This is a genomic window from Streptomyces sp. TRM64462, from assembly GCF_013362995.1.
GTDB lineage: Bacteria > Actinomycetota > Actinomycetes > Streptomycetales > Streptomycetaceae > Streptomyces.
The window spans coordinates 1-16,189 of record NZ_JABWDV010000011.1 but is presented as its reverse complement, the minus strand read 5'-3'; the positions used below and the strand labels follow the sequence as shown (position 1 = coordinate 16,189).

At 71.8% G+C, this 16,189-nt stretch carries 15 protein-coding genes; 12 read left to right on the top strand and 3 right to left on the bottom strand.

What is annotated here, in order from left to right; all coding sequences use genetic code 11:
• Positions 1-15: 15 nt before the first annotated feature.
• Both HTZ82_RS00415 and HTZ82_RS00410 read left to right on the top strand, forming a co-directional pair.
• Positions 16-1,560: a sodium-dependent transporter gene (locus HTZ82_RS00415; RefSeq protein ID WP_175407212.1), complete on the top strand. Its 1,545-nt coding sequence runs from the start codon at positions 16-18 to the stop codon at positions 1,558-1,560.
• Entirely contained in the window at positions 1,560-1,697 is a 138-nt protein-coding gene (locus tag HTZ82_RS00410) for a methionine/alanine import family NSS transporter small subunit (protein ID WP_175407211.1), read from the top strand. Before HTZ82_RS00415 ends, HTZ82_RS00410 begins: the two co-directional genes overlap by 1 nt.
• 61 nt (positions 1,698-1,758) lie before the next feature.
• On the opposite strand, the gene bla is transcribed toward HTZ82_RS00410, so the two are convergent.
• Positions 1,759-2,691 (bottom strand): class A beta-lactamase, encoded by a 933-nt coding sequence (bla, locus tag HTZ82_RS00405; protein ID WP_309235249.1) that lies wholly within the window; start codon positions 2,689-2,691, stop codon positions 1,759-1,761.
• A 215-nt stretch (positions 2,692-2,906) separates the two neighbouring features.
• Between bla and ctaD the strand changes: the two genes are divergently transcribed.
• Both ctaD and HTZ82_RS00395 read left to right on the top strand, forming a co-directional pair.
• Positions 2,907-4,562, top strand: coding sequence for a cytochrome c oxidase subunit I (ctaD, locus tag HTZ82_RS00400; RefSeq protein ID WP_175407209.1), 1,656 nt, complete (start codon positions 2,907-2,909; stop codon positions 4,560-4,562).
• The gene (locus HTZ82_RS00395; RefSeq protein WP_175407208.1) at positions 4,559-4,948 is read left to right on the top strand and encodes a cytochrome c oxidase subunit 4; all 390 of its coding nucleotides are present in this window, start codon (positions 4,559-4,561) and stop codon (positions 4,946-4,948) included. The genes ctaD and HTZ82_RS00395 overlap by 4 nt, the downstream gene beginning before the upstream one ends.
• Here the strand turns inward: HTZ82_RS00395 and HTZ82_RS00390 are convergent.
• Positions 4,939-6,666: a cytochrome b N-terminal domain-containing protein gene (locus HTZ82_RS00390; protein ID WP_175407207.1), complete on the bottom strand. Its 1,728-nt coding sequence runs from the start codon at positions 6,664-6,666 to the stop codon at positions 4,939-4,941. The two genes, HTZ82_RS00395 and HTZ82_RS00390, sit on opposite strands and share 10 nt — an antisense overlap.
• Before the next feature lie 396 nt (positions 6,667-7,062).
• Here HTZ82_RS00390 and HTZ82_RS00385 point away from each other — a divergent pair, with 396 nt between their 5' ends.
• Positions 7,063-8,877: a hydrogenase maturation protein gene (locus HTZ82_RS00385; protein ID WP_254711528.1), complete on the top strand. Its 1,815-nt coding sequence runs from the start codon at positions 7,063-7,065 to the stop codon at positions 8,875-8,877.
• A 4-nt stretch (positions 8,878-8,881) separates the two neighbouring features.
• Here HTZ82_RS00385 and HTZ82_RS00380 read toward each other — a convergent pair whose 3' ends face one another.
• Entirely contained in the window at positions 8,882-9,310 is a 429-nt protein-coding gene (locus tag HTZ82_RS00380) for a hypothetical protein (protein ID WP_175407206.1), read from the bottom strand.
• 338 nt (positions 9,311-9,648) lie between these two features.
• On the opposite strand from HTZ82_RS00380, the gene HTZ82_RS00375 reads away from it, so the two are divergent.
• The 7 genes from HTZ82_RS00375 to HTZ82_RS00345 are packed head-to-tail and all read left to right on the top strand — an operon-like array spanning position 9,649 to position 15,998.
• Positions 9,649-11,151: a hypothetical protein gene (locus HTZ82_RS00375; protein ID WP_254711527.1), complete on the top strand. Its 1,503-nt coding sequence runs from the start codon at positions 9,649-9,651 to the stop codon at positions 11,149-11,151.
• Complete coding sequence (locus HTZ82_RS00370; RefSeq protein WP_175407205.1) at positions 11,123-11,668, top strand: hemerythrin domain-containing protein; 546 nt, start codon at positions 11,123-11,125, stop codon at positions 11,666-11,668. Before HTZ82_RS00375 ends, HTZ82_RS00370 begins: the two co-directional genes overlap by 29 nt.
• The gene (locus tag HTZ82_RS00365) at positions 11,665-12,750 is read left to right on the top strand and encodes a hydrogenase expression protein HypE (protein WP_175407204.1); all 1,086 of its coding nucleotides are present in this window, start codon (positions 11,665-11,667) and stop codon (positions 12,748-12,750) included. The genes HTZ82_RS00370 and HTZ82_RS00365 overlap by 4 nt, the downstream gene beginning before the upstream one ends.
• 45 nt (positions 12,751-12,795) lie before the next feature.
• Positions 12,796-14,595, top strand: coding sequence for a nickel-dependent hydrogenase large subunit (locus HTZ82_RS00360; RefSeq protein WP_175407203.1), 1,800 nt, complete (start codon positions 12,796-12,798; stop codon positions 14,593-14,595).
• On the top strand, positions 14,588-15,145 hold the full coding sequence (locus HTZ82_RS00355) for a NifU family protein (protein ID WP_175407202.1): 558 nt from the start codon (positions 14,588-14,590) through the stop codon (positions 15,143-15,145). The genes HTZ82_RS00360 and HTZ82_RS00355 overlap by 8 nt, the downstream gene beginning before the upstream one ends.
• On the top strand, positions 15,142-15,768 hold the full coding sequence (locus tag HTZ82_RS00350) for a DUF5947 family protein (RefSeq protein WP_175407201.1): 627 nt from the start codon (positions 15,142-15,144) through the stop codon (positions 15,766-15,768). Before HTZ82_RS00355 ends, HTZ82_RS00350 begins: the two co-directional genes overlap by 4 nt.
• A gap of 23 nt (positions 15,769-15,791) precedes the next feature.
• On the top strand, positions 15,792-15,998 hold the full coding sequence (locus tag HTZ82_RS00345) for a hypothetical protein (protein WP_175407200.1): 207 nt from the start codon (positions 15,792-15,794) through the stop codon (positions 15,996-15,998).
• The last annotated feature ends 191 nt before the right edge of the window (positions 15,999-16,189 follow it).

Here is a 16,189-nt window from a genome sequence, read left to right as displayed (position 1 = left end):
CCCCAAGGACACGACATGACCGAGCAGCCCCGCGAGCAGTGGGCCACCCGCGCCGGATTCCTGCTGGCCGCGATCGGTTCCGCCATCGGACTCGGCAACATCTGGCGCTTCCCCGCCGTCGCCTTCGAGAACGGCGGCGGCGCGTTCCTCCTGCCGTATCTGGTCGCCCTGCTCACCGCGGGCATCCCGCTGCTGATCATGGAGTACACGATCGGCCGCAAGTACCGCATGTCACCGCCGGCGGCGCTGCGCCGCATGGCCCGCCCCGCCGAGGCGCTCGGCTGGTGGCAGGTCATGGTGAGCTTCGTCATCGCCACGTACTACGCCGTCATCCTCGCCTGGGCCGTGCGGTACGTCGGCTTCTCGGTCGGCCAGCAGTGGGGCGACGACCCTGAGGGCTTCCTGTTCGGCACGTTCCTCAAGGTCGCGCCGTCGCCCGGGACCGTCTCCTCGTACGTGCCGGGGGTGCTGTGGCCGCTGATCGCCGTGTGGGCCGTCGTCCTCGTCATCCTCGCCTTCGGCATCCGGCGCGGCATCGAACGCGCCAACAAGATCTTCATCCCGCTGCTCGTGGTGTTCTTCACCGCCCTGGTGATCCGCTCCCTCACCCTCGACGGGGCGAGCGCGGGCCTGGACGCGCTGTTCTCGCCGGACTGGTCCGAACTGGGCAACGGCAGTGTGTGGGTGGCGGCCTACGGGCAGATCTTCTTCTCGCTGTCCATCGGCTTCGGCATCATGGTCACCTACGCCTCCTACCTGCGGCGGCGCGCCGACCTCACCGGGTCGGCGATGGTCGCGGGCTTCGCGAACAGCTCGTTCGAGATCCTGGCGGGCATCGGGGTCTTCGCGACGCTCGGCTTCATGGCCACCAGCGCCGGCGTCCCGGTCGGCGAGGTCGCCACCTCCGGGCTCGGCCTGGCGTTCGTCGCCTTCCCGACGGTCATCTCGCAGATGCCGCTCGGCGGTCTGTTCGGTGTGGTGTTCTTCGTGTCGCTGGTGATCGCCGGCCTGTCGTCGCTCATCTCCATCGTGCAGGTCGTCGTGTCCGCCGTGCAGGACCGTACGGGCATGCGCCGCCTCCCGGCCGTGTTCGGCGTCGGCGGCCTGGTCGCGATCGTGTCGATCCTGCTCTACCCGACGGACGGCGGGCTCTATCTGCTGGACGCCTCCGACCACTTCATCAACCAGTACGGCATCGCCCTCGCCGCGCTGGTCGCCCTCGTCGTCATCGCCTGGTTCCTGCGGGCGCTGCCCGGGCTCCAGGCGCACGCGGACGAGACGTCCGCGATCCGGCTCGGACACTGGTGGCGCATCTGCCTCGGCGTCATCACACCGCTGGTGCTGGGCTGGATGATGGTGGACAGCCTGCGCGCGGAGTTCGACGAGAACTACGAGGGCTACTCGACGGGCTTCCTCCTCGTGTCCGGCTGGGGCGTCGCGATCTTCGCGCTGCTCGTGGGCATCCTCCTCAGCCTGTTGCCGTGGAAGGCGGGGGGCGAGGACATCGACCTCGACATGGAGGCCCCGGCAGAACGGGCCGCCGACCGGAAGGAGCCGTGATGTCCGCGGGCGCCGTCGTCATGATGATCATCGCCATCGCGATCGTGTGGGGCGGGCTGTGCGCGGCCATCCTGCGACTCCGCGCCCACCCCGACGAGCCCGAACCGCTGCCACCGGGCGTGGAGCCGGCGGAGTAACCACCAACCCCCCCCCACGAGCCCGCCCCCACGAACCCGCCTCCCGTCTCCGGGCGCCGGGTCAGGTCAGGGCGGCCGCCAGGACTTCGGCCGTCCTCGCGATGAGCGGGTTGTCGGCGGGCGCGTCGGGTGCGGGCTTCGTCGTCAGGACGGCCAGGACGACGGGCGGCCGGCCGGGCGGCCAGGCGATGCCGACGTCGTTGTTGCTTCCGTACGCGCCGCCGCCCGTCTTGTCCGCGAGGACCCAGTCCGCGGGCAGCCCCTTGCGGAAGCGCTCGGTGCTCGTGGTGTTGCCGAGGAGCCAGCCGGTCAGCCGCTCGCGGTCGTGCGGGGCCAGGGCGTTGCCCAGGACCAGACGCCCGTAGGTCCTGCCGATGGCGCCGGGCGTGGTGGTGTCGGTCTCGCGCCAGGGCTCCGCCGAGTTCAGCTCGGGCTCCCAGCGGTCGAGGCGGGTCACGCCGTCGCCGACGGAGCGGCAGAACCGGGTGACGGCGGTGGGCCCGCCCAGCTCGCGCAGCAGCAGGTTGGCGGCCGTGTTGTCGCTGTGGCGGATGGCCGCGTCGGACAGGGCGGCGACCGTCATGCCGTGGCGGAGGTTCTCGCGTAGCTCGGTGACGGGGGAGTAGCCGGACTTCTCGACGTACGCCTCGGAGTAGCGCAGGCGCCGCGAGAGGAACTCGCCGTTCCGGTCGAGGTCGCGCAGGACGGCGGCCACGGCGAGGGTCTTGAACACCGAGCACATGGGGAAGCGCTCGTCCGCGCGGTGCGCGACGGTCCGGCCCGTCCCGGTGTCGAGGGCGAACACCCCGAGCCGCGCCCCGTGCTCCCGCTCCAGCGTGCGCAACTCCCGGGTGACACGGTCCCCGCGCGAGCGCGCCGCCGCGGCGGCCGCCGCGTGTGCGGTACCGGCACCGGCCGCGACGGCGGCCAGGGCGGCGGCGCCTCCGGTGGTCAGTAAGGCGCGGCGGGAGGGCCGTACAGACGAAAAGCGCACAGTGCTTCCTCTTTTCCGTTCTTCTCTTCCATGGTGCCGTCCGGGTGCGGGCGGCCGGACGCAGACGAAGACGTCCCGTACGCCCCACCGGTTGCGGCGTGCACGGGCCGCCGAACGGGCGTAAGGGAGGTTTGGCGCTCCCTTCGGAGGGCTACACAGGACGCGCGTGGCCGGACGAAACACGCGCATCCGCCTTCAGCGCTCCGGAGGGGCCCATGCCGCAGCTGGGGCAGCGCCAGCGCCCACAACCGCAGGAACCCCCCGACAACCCGCGCGTCCAGGCAGGCAGCCGGCTCCGGAACTATCTGACCACGACCGATCACAAGACGATCGGCAACATGTACCTGGCGACCGCGTTCGCGTTCTTCCTGCTCGGCGGGGTGCTCGCGATGCTGATGCGGGCGGAGCTGGCGCAGCCGGGTACCCAGATCTTCGGCAACCACCAGTACAACCAGTTCCTCACGATCCACGGCACCGTGATGATGCTGCTGTTCGCGACGCCCACGTTCGCCGGGTTCGCCAACGCCATCATGCCGCTGCAGATCGGGGCGCCCGACGTCGCGTTCCCGCGGCTGAACGCCCTCACGTACTGGCTGTTCCTGTTCGGCGGCCTGGTCGTGGTCTCCGGGCTGCTCCTGCCCGGAGGCGCCGCGGCCTTCGGGTGGTTCGCCTACGCGCCGCTCAACGGGTCCGTGCACTCGCCCGGCGCCGGCGGCGACCTGTGGGCCATGGGTCTTGTCGTGGCCGGGCTCAGCACCACGCTCGGCTCGGTCAACTTCATCGCCACCATCATCTGCCTGCGCGCCCCCGGCATGACCATGTTCCGCATGCCGATGTTCACCTGGAACATCCTGTTCACCTCCATCCTCGCGCTGCTCGCCTTCCCCGTCCTGACGGCGGCGCTGCTGGCCCTGGAGGCGGACCGGAAGTTCGGTGCGCACGTGTACGACCCGGCCAACGGCGGCGCGCTGCTGTGGCAGCACATGTTCTGGTTCTTCGGCCACCCCGAGGTGTACATCGTCGCCCTGCCGTTCTTCGGCATCGTCACCGAGATCATCACGATCTTCAGCCGCAGACCCGTCTTCGGGTACATCGGGATGGTCGGCGCGACCATCGCCATCACCATGCTGTCGGCGGTCGTCTGGGCGCACCACATGTTCGCCACCGGCGCCGTCCTGCTGCCGTTCTTCTCCTTCATGTCCTTCCTGATCGCCGTGCCCACGGGGGTGAAGTTCTTCAACTGGATCGGCACCATGTGGCGCGGCAGCATCTCCTTCGAGACGCCGATGGTCTGGGCGATCGGCTTCCTCGTCACCTTCCTGCTCGGCGGGCTCAGCGGGGTCCTCGTCGCCTCACCGCCGCTGGACTTCCACCTCACCGACTCGTACTTCGTCGTGGCCCATCTCCACTACGTCCTGTTCGGCACCATCGTGTTCGCCATGTTCGGCGGGTTCTACCTGTGGTGGCCGAAGCTGACGGGCAAGCTGCTCGACGAACGGCTCGGGAAGATCCACTTCTGGACGCTCTTCGTCGGCTTCCAGCTGACGTTCCTCGTCCACCACTGGCTCGGCGAGGCGGGCATGCCGCGGCGGTACGCCGACTACCTCGCCGCCGACGGCTTCACCGTCCTCAACGCCCTGTCGTCCATCGGCTCGTTCCTGCTCGGCGCGTCCACGCTGCCGTTCCTCTACAACGTCTGGAAGACCGCGCGGTACGGGAAGAAGGTCGAGGTCGACGACCCGTGGGGGTTCGGCAGGTCCCTGGAGTGGGCCACCTCCTGCCCGCCGCCGCGGCACAACTTCCACGCCCTGCCCCGTATCCGCTCCGACTCGCCCGCCCTCGACCTGCATCGCCCGGAGGTGCGCCGGTGAAGACCGAGGCGTATCTGTTCGCCGGCGTGGCCGCGTTCTTCCTCGTCACGGACGTGGCCTACATCTGGTTCGCGCGCGAGCCGGCCGGGGCGGCCGCTCTCACCGTGTCGTTCCTGATGTCCGCCCTCATCGCGTTCTTCTGCGCGGTGAACCAGCGCCGCAAGGGGTCGCGCCCCGAGGACCGCAAGGACTCCGAGATCCGTGAGCGCAGCGGCCCCGTCGACTTCTTCCCGCCGCACAGCCCGTACCCGCCGATGGTCGCGCTCGGCGCGACCGTGCTCGCCGTGGGGGTCGTGTTCGGGCTGTGGCTCGCGCTGATCGGGGTGGGGGTGCTGGCGGCCGGCGTGTTCGGCATGGTGTTCGAGTTCGCCGGGCGTCACGACTGACGGTCGGGCGCCGCCTTCCTGCGCGGCGCCGGCCCGGCCCCGGCCCGCCCCTCCGTCTGCCCCTCCGCCCCCTCCGCCCGCTGCTCCTCCTGCTCCGCCGCCGTCGCCGGGTCCAGCGTCCGGGCCTCGATGTGGCGGCGTTCCGCCTCCGTGGCCGGGAGGTCCACCCGGTCGCCGTAGAACCAGGAGTTCAGCGCCGCCCGCGCCCGGTGCCGCAGCGGCGCGTCACCCGGCGGGCGCTCCAGGGGCCGCGGGACGTCCTTGACGAGCAGCCGGTACCGCCGCTCGGGGTCCAGCGGCCGGTGGCTCTCGCCGAGCCCGCCGGACACGCTCTGGCTCACGTCGCCGGTCTCCTCGCCCTCCTCCAGCAGCCGCCGGTCGTGCGCCTGGAGGCCCAGGCAGATCCGCTTCGTCACGAAGAACGCCAGCACCGGGCCCACGATCAGCGCCACCCGGAACGTCCAGGTCAGCGCCTCCACCGACACCCGGAACACCAGGGCCATCACATCGTTGCCGCCGGCCGCCAGCAGCACCGCGTAGAACACGATCGCCGCCACCCCGAGCCCGGTGCGCACCGGCCGGTCACGCGGCCGGTCGCACAGATGGTGCTCCGCCAGGTCCCCGGTGATCCACTTCTCGGCGTACGGATACACGTACAGCACCATGAAGAGCAGCCCCGGCAGCACGATCGTGGGGAGGAACACGTTCCACATGAGGGTGTGGCCCGCCACGACGTCCTCCCACGGCGGCATCAGCCGCAGCGCACCCTCCAGGAACCCCACGTACCAGTCGGGCTGCACGTCCGTGGACACCTGGTCGGCGCGGTACGGGCCGAAGGCCCACACCGGGTTGATCTGGGCGATCGCGCCCATCAGCACGAGCACGGCGGACACCAGCAGCATCAGGCCCGTCGTCTTGGTGACGAAGTGCGGGAACATCGGCTGCCCCACGGCGTTCCTGTTGGTCCTGCCCGGCACCGCCCAATGGGTGTGCTTCAGATACACCACCATCAGCAGATGCACCGTGATCAGCGCGATCAGCAGCCCCGGCACGAACAGCACGTGCACGATGTACAGCCGCGGGATGATGATGTCGCCCGGGTACTCGCCGCCCCACACGAACCAGCTCAGATACGTGCCGACGACCGGCACCGACTGAACGATCGAGTTGGCCGTCCGCAGCCCCGTACCCGACAGCAGGTCGTCCGGGAGCGAGTAGCCGGCGAAGCCCTCCAGCATCGCCAGCATGAACAGCGTCACGCCGATCATCCAGTTCAGCTCGCGCGGCCGCCGGAACGCGCCCGTGAAGAACACCCGCAGCATGTGCACGGCCAGCGCCGCCACGAACACCAGCGCCGCCCAGTGGTGGACCTGGCGGATCAGAAGACCGCCGCGCACGTCGAAGCTGAGCCGCAGCGTCGACGCGTACGCGTCCGACACCGGAACCCCGCGGAGCGGCGCGTACGAGCCGTCGTACGGGGCGATGTCCATGCCCGGGTCGAAGAACAGCGTCAGATAGCTGCCCGTCAGGACGAGCACCACGAAGCTGTACAGGGCCAGCTCACCGAGCAGGAAGGACCAGTGGTCCGGGAACGCCTTGCGCAGCAGCTCCCGGCCGGCCTCGGAGAGCGGCGCCCGCCGGTCGACGGCGACGTACCCCCCGACGGCCGCCCTCCGCGCCCGCTCCCTGAGGTGCTCCCTCCGCTTCCGGAACAGCATCCGCACGCTCCCTCTTCGCCGGTGTCGACGGTGTCGCCGGTGTCTACGGCACTATCGGCCGCCGTACACACGGGTACCGGCCATTAGGCAGATCAGGGGCGCCGTCCGCACGGCCCACACCCCGGGCGCCCCATCCGGTGACGCGGCGCCGCCGAGCGGGCCCGAGCGCCGGCCGGCGGGTACGGCACACGGCATGACCGTCCAGCATCCCGCCCGGCGCGGCCGCGTCGACCAGTTCGCCGAAAACGCGTCGCACCTCACCGGCGCCGCGCCATTCTGCATCCTGCTGCGCGACTCCCTCCGGACCTAGGAGCGGACCTGACGGCCGTTCACCGGTCACGTACAGCCTGCCGCTACGCGTCGGCCGCACGCCTCGTCCCATAGAGAGGAACCCCCATGGACATCCTGCTGCTCGCCAGCGCCTACAACAGCCTCTCCCAGCGCCTCCACGCCGAACTGACCGACGCCGGGCACCGCGTGGACATCGTCGTCGCCGCCGGAGGTGACGACGAGGACGTACGGCGCGCGGTGCACGCGAGACGCCCCGGCCTGATCGTCGCGCCCATGCTCAGAACCGCCGTCCCGGAGGACATCTGGTCGGCGTACACCTGCCTCGTCGTCCATCCCGGCCCGCCCGGCGACCGCGGCCCGTCGTCCCTCGACTGGGCGATCGACTCCGGCACCGCCGAATGGGGCGTGACGGTCCTCCAGGCCGAGGCCGCCATGGACGCGGGCCCCATCTGGGCCTCCGCCGCCTTCCCGGTGGCACCCGTCGGCAAGAGCGACCTCTACCGCAACGAGGTGTCCGACGCGGCGGCGGCCGCCGTGCACCGGGCCGTCGAGCGCTTCGCCGCCGGCGGATACGCGCCGCGGTCGCAGCAGGACCCCGGGGTACGCGTCGTGTGGCGCAACGCCCTGCGGCAGGAGCGGCGGCGCGTCGACTGGGCGCACGACACCACGGAGACCGTGCTGCGCAAGCTGCGCGCCGCCGACTCCCGGCCCGGCGTGCGCGACGAGGTACTCGGCGCCGAGGTGTTCCTGCACGGCGGCCACCCGGAGGGCGAGCTGCGCGGCCGCCCCGGCGAGGTCGTCGCCCGGCGGGCGGGGGCGATCTGCCGCGCCACCCAGGACGGCGCCGTGTGGATCCCCGAGCTGCGGGAACGCCGCCGCCCCGGGGCGCCGCCCACCTTCCGGCTGCCGGCGGCGGACGTCCTGGGGGAGCGGCTCGCCGGGGTCCCGGAGATTCCCGCCCCCCTGGAGGCCGACGACCAGAAGCACACCTGGAGCGACATCCGGTACCGCCAGGAGGGTGGCGTCGGGTTCGTCGAGTTCGGCTTCCCCGGCGGCGCCATGAGCACCGCCCAGTGCCGCCGTGTCCTGGAGGCCTACCGCTACGCGCTGGAGCGGCCCACCAAGGTGCTCGTCCTGGGCGGGCGCCGCGACTTCTTCTCGAACGGCATCCACCTGAACGTCATCGAGGGCTCCCCGGACCCGGCCGCCGAGTCCTGGGCGAACATCAACGCCATGGACGACCTCGTCGAGGCCGTCCTGCGCACCGACGACCGCCTGGTCGTGGCCGCGCTCGGCGGCAACGCGGCCGCGGGCGGCGTGATGCTGGCCCTCGCCGCCGACGAGGTCTGGTGCCGCACCGGTGCCGTGCTGAACCCGCACTACCGGCGTATGGGCCTGTACGGCTCCGAGTTCTGGACGTACACCCTGCCCCGCCGTATCGGCGCCGCCGCCGCTGAGCGGCTCGTGGAGGAGGCCCGGCCGGTGAGCGCCGCCGCGGCCTGCCGCATGGGCCTGGCCGACCGGCTGGTCGCCGCCCCGGCGCAGGGGTTCGCCCGTGAGGCCGGCCGGATGGCGGGCGAACTCGCCGGCGCGTGGGCGCTGCGGGAGCGGATCGCCGCCAAGCGGGCGGCCCGGGCGCGTGACGAGGCCGAGCGGTCCCTCGCGGAGTACCGGCAGGCCGAGCTGGAGCACATGCGCCGCATCTTCTTCGACCCCGAGGCGCCCTACCACGCCCTGCGTGCGGCGTTCGTCCGCAAGACGGCGGTGCCCGCCGGCGTACCCGCCACCGCCCCGCCGGCGCCACCCCGCGCCCGCCGCGCCGACACCGTCCCGCCGACGCCGACGCCGACGCCGACGCCGACGCCGACGCCGACCGCGACGGGACTTCCGACCGCGCCCGGGCTCCCGGCCGGCGGGTGAGCCCCTACTCCTCCTCCTTCCCCTTCTCCTTCTCCTCCTTCTCGTCCTTCTCCTCCTGCTTCTTCTCCTCGGACGTCTCCGACTCCGACGACTCCCTCGCCTGCTGCGCGATGGCGAGTTCCACCCCCGCGGCCAGGGGGTACACGGTCGAGACCACGAAACCCGTCAGGGGCCAGGCCACCGTGCCGCCCACGAAATGGGCGATGACCCACGCCAGCCCGCTGGCCGTCCCGACAGAGACGAGACTCAGCGAGATGCCGAGCGCGGTGACCGTGCTCGGCTCCTCGTCCATGGGCTTGCGGAAGCCGTGCGACGCCACCGCCTCCAGGACGCTGAAGGCGGCCGCCGCGCCGAGGGCGAAGAAGAGGACGGCGGCACCCGCGGAGACGTCCGTCTCCGTGTTGAGCACCGCCATGCCGGCGGTGATGGACACGGAGAACCCGTAAGCCTGCCCGTTGTTGCGCAGGGAGGCCCGGAGACCGCGTGTCAGATGGCCCTGGAGCATGACGCACCGCAGTTCGGGACGGTGATGGGGGCCGTCAGCGTACGCGGCCGGTGCCCGGACCGGCCGTCACCCGCGCGGGCTCCCGCCGTGCGTGGCCCGCGTTTTCCCCCGAATGCCCGCCGCCCCGTGGCCCCCACCGCCCGTCTGCGCAGGCCACAGGGCCGGGGCGCGGCTCGCACCCGCTGGTGAGGGGGCGAGGGTGCTTGAGCGGTGTGAGCCTGGTGGAAGGGAGCACGTACCCACGACCCTCCAGGTGAGGAGAACCGATGCGGGACGATCCGGGCCACCCGCGCAGCGGCGGCACACCGGGTTCCGGCCGCGCCTTCGGGCAGGTACGGGCGGTGGCCGACGCGATCCTGTACGAGGGCTACCTCCTGTACCCGTACCGCAGGTCCTCCCCGAAGAACCGGGTGCGCTGGCAGTTCGGCGTGCTCACGCCCCGGCCCTGGGCCGAGGCCGACGGCCCCGTGCCGCCCGGGCTCTCCGGGTCCGTGGACTCCTGGTACCAGCAGACCGAGTGCCTGGTACAGGCTCGGCCCACCGCGACGGTGCACGTGCGGGTGCGGTACCTCCAGGCGCAGCGCAAGCAACTGGAGCGGCACGAGCCCGGAGCCGGCCACGTGCCCGTGGAGTCCGCCGAGACCGGCGGCACCGTGCACCTGAGCTTCGACGAGGCGGTGCCCCGCGAAGCCGACCTCGTCGTCCCGCTCGCGGACCTGCTCGCGGGCGAACGCTCCTTCCCGGTGGGCAGCCCCGGCGGCGCGGAGACCGAACCGCTCGGCGACGGCACGGTCCGGGCCGTACGCAGCCGGTGGCCGGTCGAGGCGGAGACGGCGCTACGGGCCGAGGAACTCCCCGGCGTCCCCGGCCTGCACCGGCTCCGGGTGCACACCCGCAACACCGGCGACACCGCCGCCGGGGCCTCACGCGACGAGGCGCTGCGCTCGGCGCTCATCGCCACGCACACCCTCGTCGGCGGCGACGGCCTGGAGTTCCTCTCGCTCATCGACCCGCCGGACGACTGCGCGGAACACGCCCGGGGGTGCCGCAACCTGTACACCTTCCCCGTGCTGGCGGGCGCGCCGGGCTCCGGCGACACGGTGCTGTCGTCGCCGATCATCCTGTCCGACCACCCGCAGGTGGCGCCGGAGAGCCCGGGGGACCTGCACGACGCCGCCGAGATCGACGAGATCCTCACCCTGCGGACCCTGCTCCTGACCGACCGGGAGAAGCGCGAGGCGCGGGCGACCGACCGGCGCGCCGCCGAGATCATCGACCGCGTCGAGACCATGCCGCCGGAGGTCTTCGCCCGGCTGCACGGCACCCTCCGCTCCCCGGAACCGGGGCCCGAGCCGCCGACGTACGTGCCCGCAACCGCCGACGGCACCGCCGCGCGGCCTGCCACACCGCGGCCCGCCGCCCCCTGGTGGCGGGAGGGCGGCGACGACGGGCTGTCGCCCACGACGGACGCCGTCCTCGTCGACGGCGTGCCCGTGGCGGGCGGCAGCCGGGTACGGCTGCGGCCGCGCGGCCGTGGCGCCGACGCCCAGGACATGTTCCTCACCGGACGCGACGCCCTGGTGGAGGCCGTCTTCCACGACGTCGACGGCAGCGTGCACCTCGCGGTCACGCTCGACGACGACCCCGCGGCCGAGCTGAACAGCTGGTACGGCCGGTTCCTCTACTTCCGCCCCGACGAACTCCAGCCGCTGGACGGCCACCCGGACGAGGAAAGGTGCGATGGACGCCCTCGAACTGCTGACGCATGACCACCGGATGGTGGAGCAGCTCTTCCGCGACTACCACGCGGCGGCCTCCGTGGACCAGCGCCGGGCGGTGGTCGAGGTCATGGTCCGCGAGCTGTCCAAGCACGCGGCCCTGGAGGAGCTGATGGTCTACCCGCTGGCCAAGCGCGTCCTGCCGGACGGCAGCGAGGACATCGACGACCGTCTCGGCGCGCACACGGCCGTCAAGAAGACGCTCCTGGAACTGGACCGGCTGCCGCCGGGCGACGAGCGGGCCGACCGACTCATGGACGAGCTGCGCCACGAGGTGGAACAGCACGTGCAGGACGACGAGGACGACCTGCTGCCCCGCCTGCGCGACGCGGTCCCGCAGCAGGACCTGGACGAGCTCGGGCGGCTCCTCGACAAGGCCAAGCAGACGGCACCCACCCGGCCCCACCCGCACGCCCCCGACGAGCCGCCCGCCCTCGCCCTCGCCGCGCCGCTCGCGGCGGCCTACGACCGACTCCGCGACCGACTGCAACGGAGGCCGAAGACATGACCATCGACAGCGGCACCGAGGACGAGGCGCGAGCGCCCGAACGCCCCCCGCGGAACGGCTTCGACGAGATCCACATCCTCTGGATCTCCGAGGGCATGAGCTGCGACGGCGACACCGTCTCCCTGACGGCCGCCGACCAGCCCGCCCTCGAGGACCTCGTGCTGGGGCTCGTCCCCGGCGTACCGAAGATCCACCTCCACAACAAGGTGCTCTCGCCCAGCGAGGGCGGCGAGGACTTCCTCGCCCCCTATCGCGCGGCGGCGCGCGGGGAACTGGCGCCGTTCATCCTCGTCATCGAGGGCTCCGTCCCCAATCAGAACATCATCGAGGGCGACGGCTACTGGACGTCCTTCGGCAACGACCCGGACACCGGCGAACCCCTCACGCTCAACTGGTGGATCGACCGCCTCGCCCCCAAGGCGTGGGCCGTGGTCGCGGCCGGCACCTGCGCCGCCTACGGCGGCATCCACGCGATGGCCGGGAACCCCACCGGATCCATGGGCCTCGCCGACTACCTGGGCTGGGACTTCAAGTCCCAGGGCGCGCTCCCGGTCGTCAACGTGCCGGGCTGCCCCATCCAGCCCGAGAACTTCATGGAGACCCTGCTGTGGGTGCTGTACCACGCGGCCGGGTCGGCACCACCGCCGCCGCTGGACCACATGCTGCGCCCCCAGTGGCTCTTCGGCAAGACCGTGCACGAGGGCTGCGACCGCGCCGCCTACTACGAGCAGGGCGACTTCGCCAAGGACTACAACTCTCCCAAGTGCCAGGTGAAGGTCGGCTGCTGGGGCCCGGTCGTCAACTGCAACGTGCCCAAGCGCGGCTGGATGTCCGGCGTGGGCGGCTGCCCGAACGTCGGCGGCATCTGCATCGGCTGCACCATGCCCGGCTTCCCCGACTCCTTCATGCCGTTCATGGACGAACCCACCGGCGGCCGGCTGTCGTCGATGCTCATCCGGCCGTACGGCGGCTTCATCCGCCGGATGCGCGCCATCACCAACGTCGCGGTCAACCGCGAACCCCGGTGGCACCACAACAAACCGGAGCTGACCAGCGGTTACGACCCGTACTGGCGCCCCTGAGACACCCGACCGCGACCGCAGCGAGCACCGAGACAGGGACCCCACATGACGTACACCGAGGACCGGGCCGGCACCACGGAGCGCAAACCCGCGCAGCTCGTGGACATGTCCTGGGACCCGATCACCCGGATCATCGGCAACCTCGGCATCTACACGAAGATCGACTTCGCCAACCGCGAAGTGGCCGAGTGCCACAGCACCTCGTCGCTCTTCCGCGGCTACTCCGTGTTCATGAAGGGCAAGGACCCGCGCGACGCGGGCTTCATCACCTCACGGATCTGCGGCATCTGCGGGGACAACCACACCACCTGCTCCGACTACGCGCAGCAGATGGCCTACGGCGTCAAGCCGCCGCCCCTCGCCGAACACATCGTCAACCTCGGCGAAGCGGCCGAGTACATGTTCGACCACACCATCTTCCAGGACAACATGGTGTTCGTCGACTTCTGCGAGGCCATGGTCAAGGCCACCAACCCCGGCGTCCTGGCCAGGGCGGAGCGCACCCCGGCACCCCGCGGGGACATCCACGGCTACCGCACCATCGCCGACATCATGCGCGGTTTCAACCCCTTCGAGGGGGAGGTGTACAAGCGCGCCCTCAAGGTCAGCCGGATCACGCGCGAGATGTTCTGCCTGATGGAGGGCCGCCACGTCCACCCCTCCACGATGTATCCCGGCGGCGTCGGCACCATGCCCAGCCCGACCGCGTTCACCGACTACCTGTCCCGCCTGATGAGGATCCTCGACTTCGTCAAACAGTCCGTGGCGATGAACGACGACGTCTTCGACTTCTTCTACGAAGCCCTGCCCGGCTACGAGGAGGTCGGCCGCCGCCGTGTCCTGCTCGGCTGCTGGGGCTCCTGGCAGGACCCCGACGTATGCGACTACCGCTACGAGACGATGGGCGACTGGGGCAGGGCCATGTACGTCACCCCCGGCGTCATCGTGGACGGCGAGCTCGTCACCGACGACCTCGTCGACATCAACCTCGGCATGCGCATCCTGCTGGGCAGTTCGTTCTACGAGGACTGGGCCACCGAGGAGCCCTTCGTCACCCACGACCCGCTCGGCAACCCCGTCGACATGCGGCACCCCTGGAACCAGACCACCGTGCCCGTGCCGCAGAAGCGGGAGTTCGACGCCAAGTACAGCTGGGTGATGAGCCCCCGCTGGTACGACAAGACCAGCGGCGACCACCTGGCACTCGACACCGGCGGCGGCCCCCTCGCCCGGCTGTGGTCAACCGCCCTCAACGGACGCGTCGACACCTCCTACGTCAAGGCCACCGGCCGCAGCGTGCGGATCACCCTGCCGAGGAGCGAGAAGCTGCCCGAGACCACGCTGGAATGGCACATCCCCCGGTGGAGCAACACCATCGAACGGGACCGCGCCCGCCCCTACTTCGTCGCCTACGCGGCCGCCATGGCCCTGGAGTTCGCCGAGAAGGCCATGGGACTGGTGCGGGCCGGCGACACCAAGATCTTCGAGAACTACGAGGTCCCCGACGAGGCGATCGGCTGCGGCTTCCACGAGGCGGTCCGCGGTGTCCTCTCCCACCACCTGGTCATCAAGGACAAGAAGATCGCGAACTACCACCCCTACCCGCCCACCCCCTGGAACGCCAGCCCCCGCGACAGCTACGGCACCCCCGGACCGTACGAGGACGCAGTCCAGGGCCAGCCCGTCTTCGAGGAGAACGGGCCCGACGACTTCAAGGGCGTCGACATCATGCGCACCGTCCGCAGCTTCGACCCGTGCCTGCCCTGCGGCGTGCACATGTACCTCGGCCCCGGCAACACCCTCCAGACGTTCCACACCCCGACGTACGGAGCCGGCCATGGCTGACGGCAGCACGCGGCTCGACGACGCGGCGGTCGCCGCACACCTGTCCCGCGCCGACGAACTCCTCGAACAGGTCGAGGCCGCGCCCGGACCCACCGCACGGGCGGCGATCGAGGCGGTGCGCGACCTGACCGCGCTCTACGGAGAGGCGCTCGCCCGCGTCCTGGACCACGCGGACGGCGAACTGACCGCCCGTATGGCCGACGACGACCTCGTCGGCCACCTCCTGGTGCTGCACGGCCTCCACCCCGAGCCGGTGGAGCGCAGGGTCGCCCGCGCCGTCGACGGGCTGCGGCCCGTGCTGAGGGAACGCGGCGGCGACATCGCGCTGGACGGCGTCGACGGGGGCGTGGCACGTGTCAGCCTCACGACCACGGGCTGCGGCTCGACGTGGGCCGGCGTCGAGGACGCCGTCCGCGAGACACTGCTCGCCGCCGCCCCCGAACTGTCCGGTGTCGAACGGGCCCAGGCGCCCGCCGATGCGCGGCCCCCCGCGTTCGTCCCGCTCGACGCGCTCACGCACCGCGCCGCCCGGTCCGGGGAGCCGGCGTGACCCCCGGCGCGCTCGCCCGGATCATCGGCGAGGCGGCCGGCGACCGCCGCCGGCCCGGCGGCGGCGAGCGCTGCGAGCTGTGCGGTGAGGAACTGCCCGTCGAGGACACGCCCGCCGAGTGCGCGCCCGGCGAGCACCGGCACCTGTACGACACGGAGAGGGACGAGGTGCTGTGCGCATGCCGCCCCTGCTCCCTGCTCTTCGTGCGGGGAAAGGCCGGCGATGGCCACTACCGGCTGGTGCCCCGCCGCCGGGTCAGGCTGCCGCCGGTCGACACGACGCCGCTCGGCGTCCCCGTCGGGCTGGCCTTCTTCGTGCCGCACACCGACGGCACGGTCACCGCGCACTACCCCAGCCCCGCGGGCGCGACCCGCTGGGAGACCGACCCCGGGGCCTGGCAGGACGTGGTGGCGGCCTGCCCGCCGCTCGGCACCCTCGCCCCCGACGTCGAGGCGCTGCTCGTCAACACGGCGCGCGGCGGGCGGCACCACTGGATCACCCCGGTCGACGACTGCTTCCGGATGGTCGCGGTCGTCCGCCGGGAGTGGCGGGGACTGTCCGGCGGCGGCACGGTGTGGCCGGCCGTCGAGCGGTTCTTCGCGGAACTGACCGAACGCACATGAGGAGCGGACGAGAGGAGCGGACGATGGGCAGGATCAGAGTGGGCAGGCCCCAGGTGAAGCCCGATACGCCGAGCCATGTGGCCGGCCTCCACCAGGGCAACAAGGGCCCGTATGACAAGCAGCCGGGCCACCACAAGGACGGCACCGCCGACGCTCGCCGGTCCACCGGCATCCACGTCAGACGGCACAACGCGATCATGGGCATCATGCCCAACATCCCGCCGGGATGAGCCGCGCGGGAGCGGCGGACACGACCGACAGCGAGGAGAGACAGCGATGTTGACGGCCAGAAACGTGCTGATCGCCGAGGCGGCTCTGCTGGGCGGCCTCATGCTGGCGATCCTCGTCAGGGAGGCACCCGGGCTGGTGCGTGAGGTGCGCATCTGGCGGATGGCCGGCTTCCGCTCCGGCTCCCGCCACC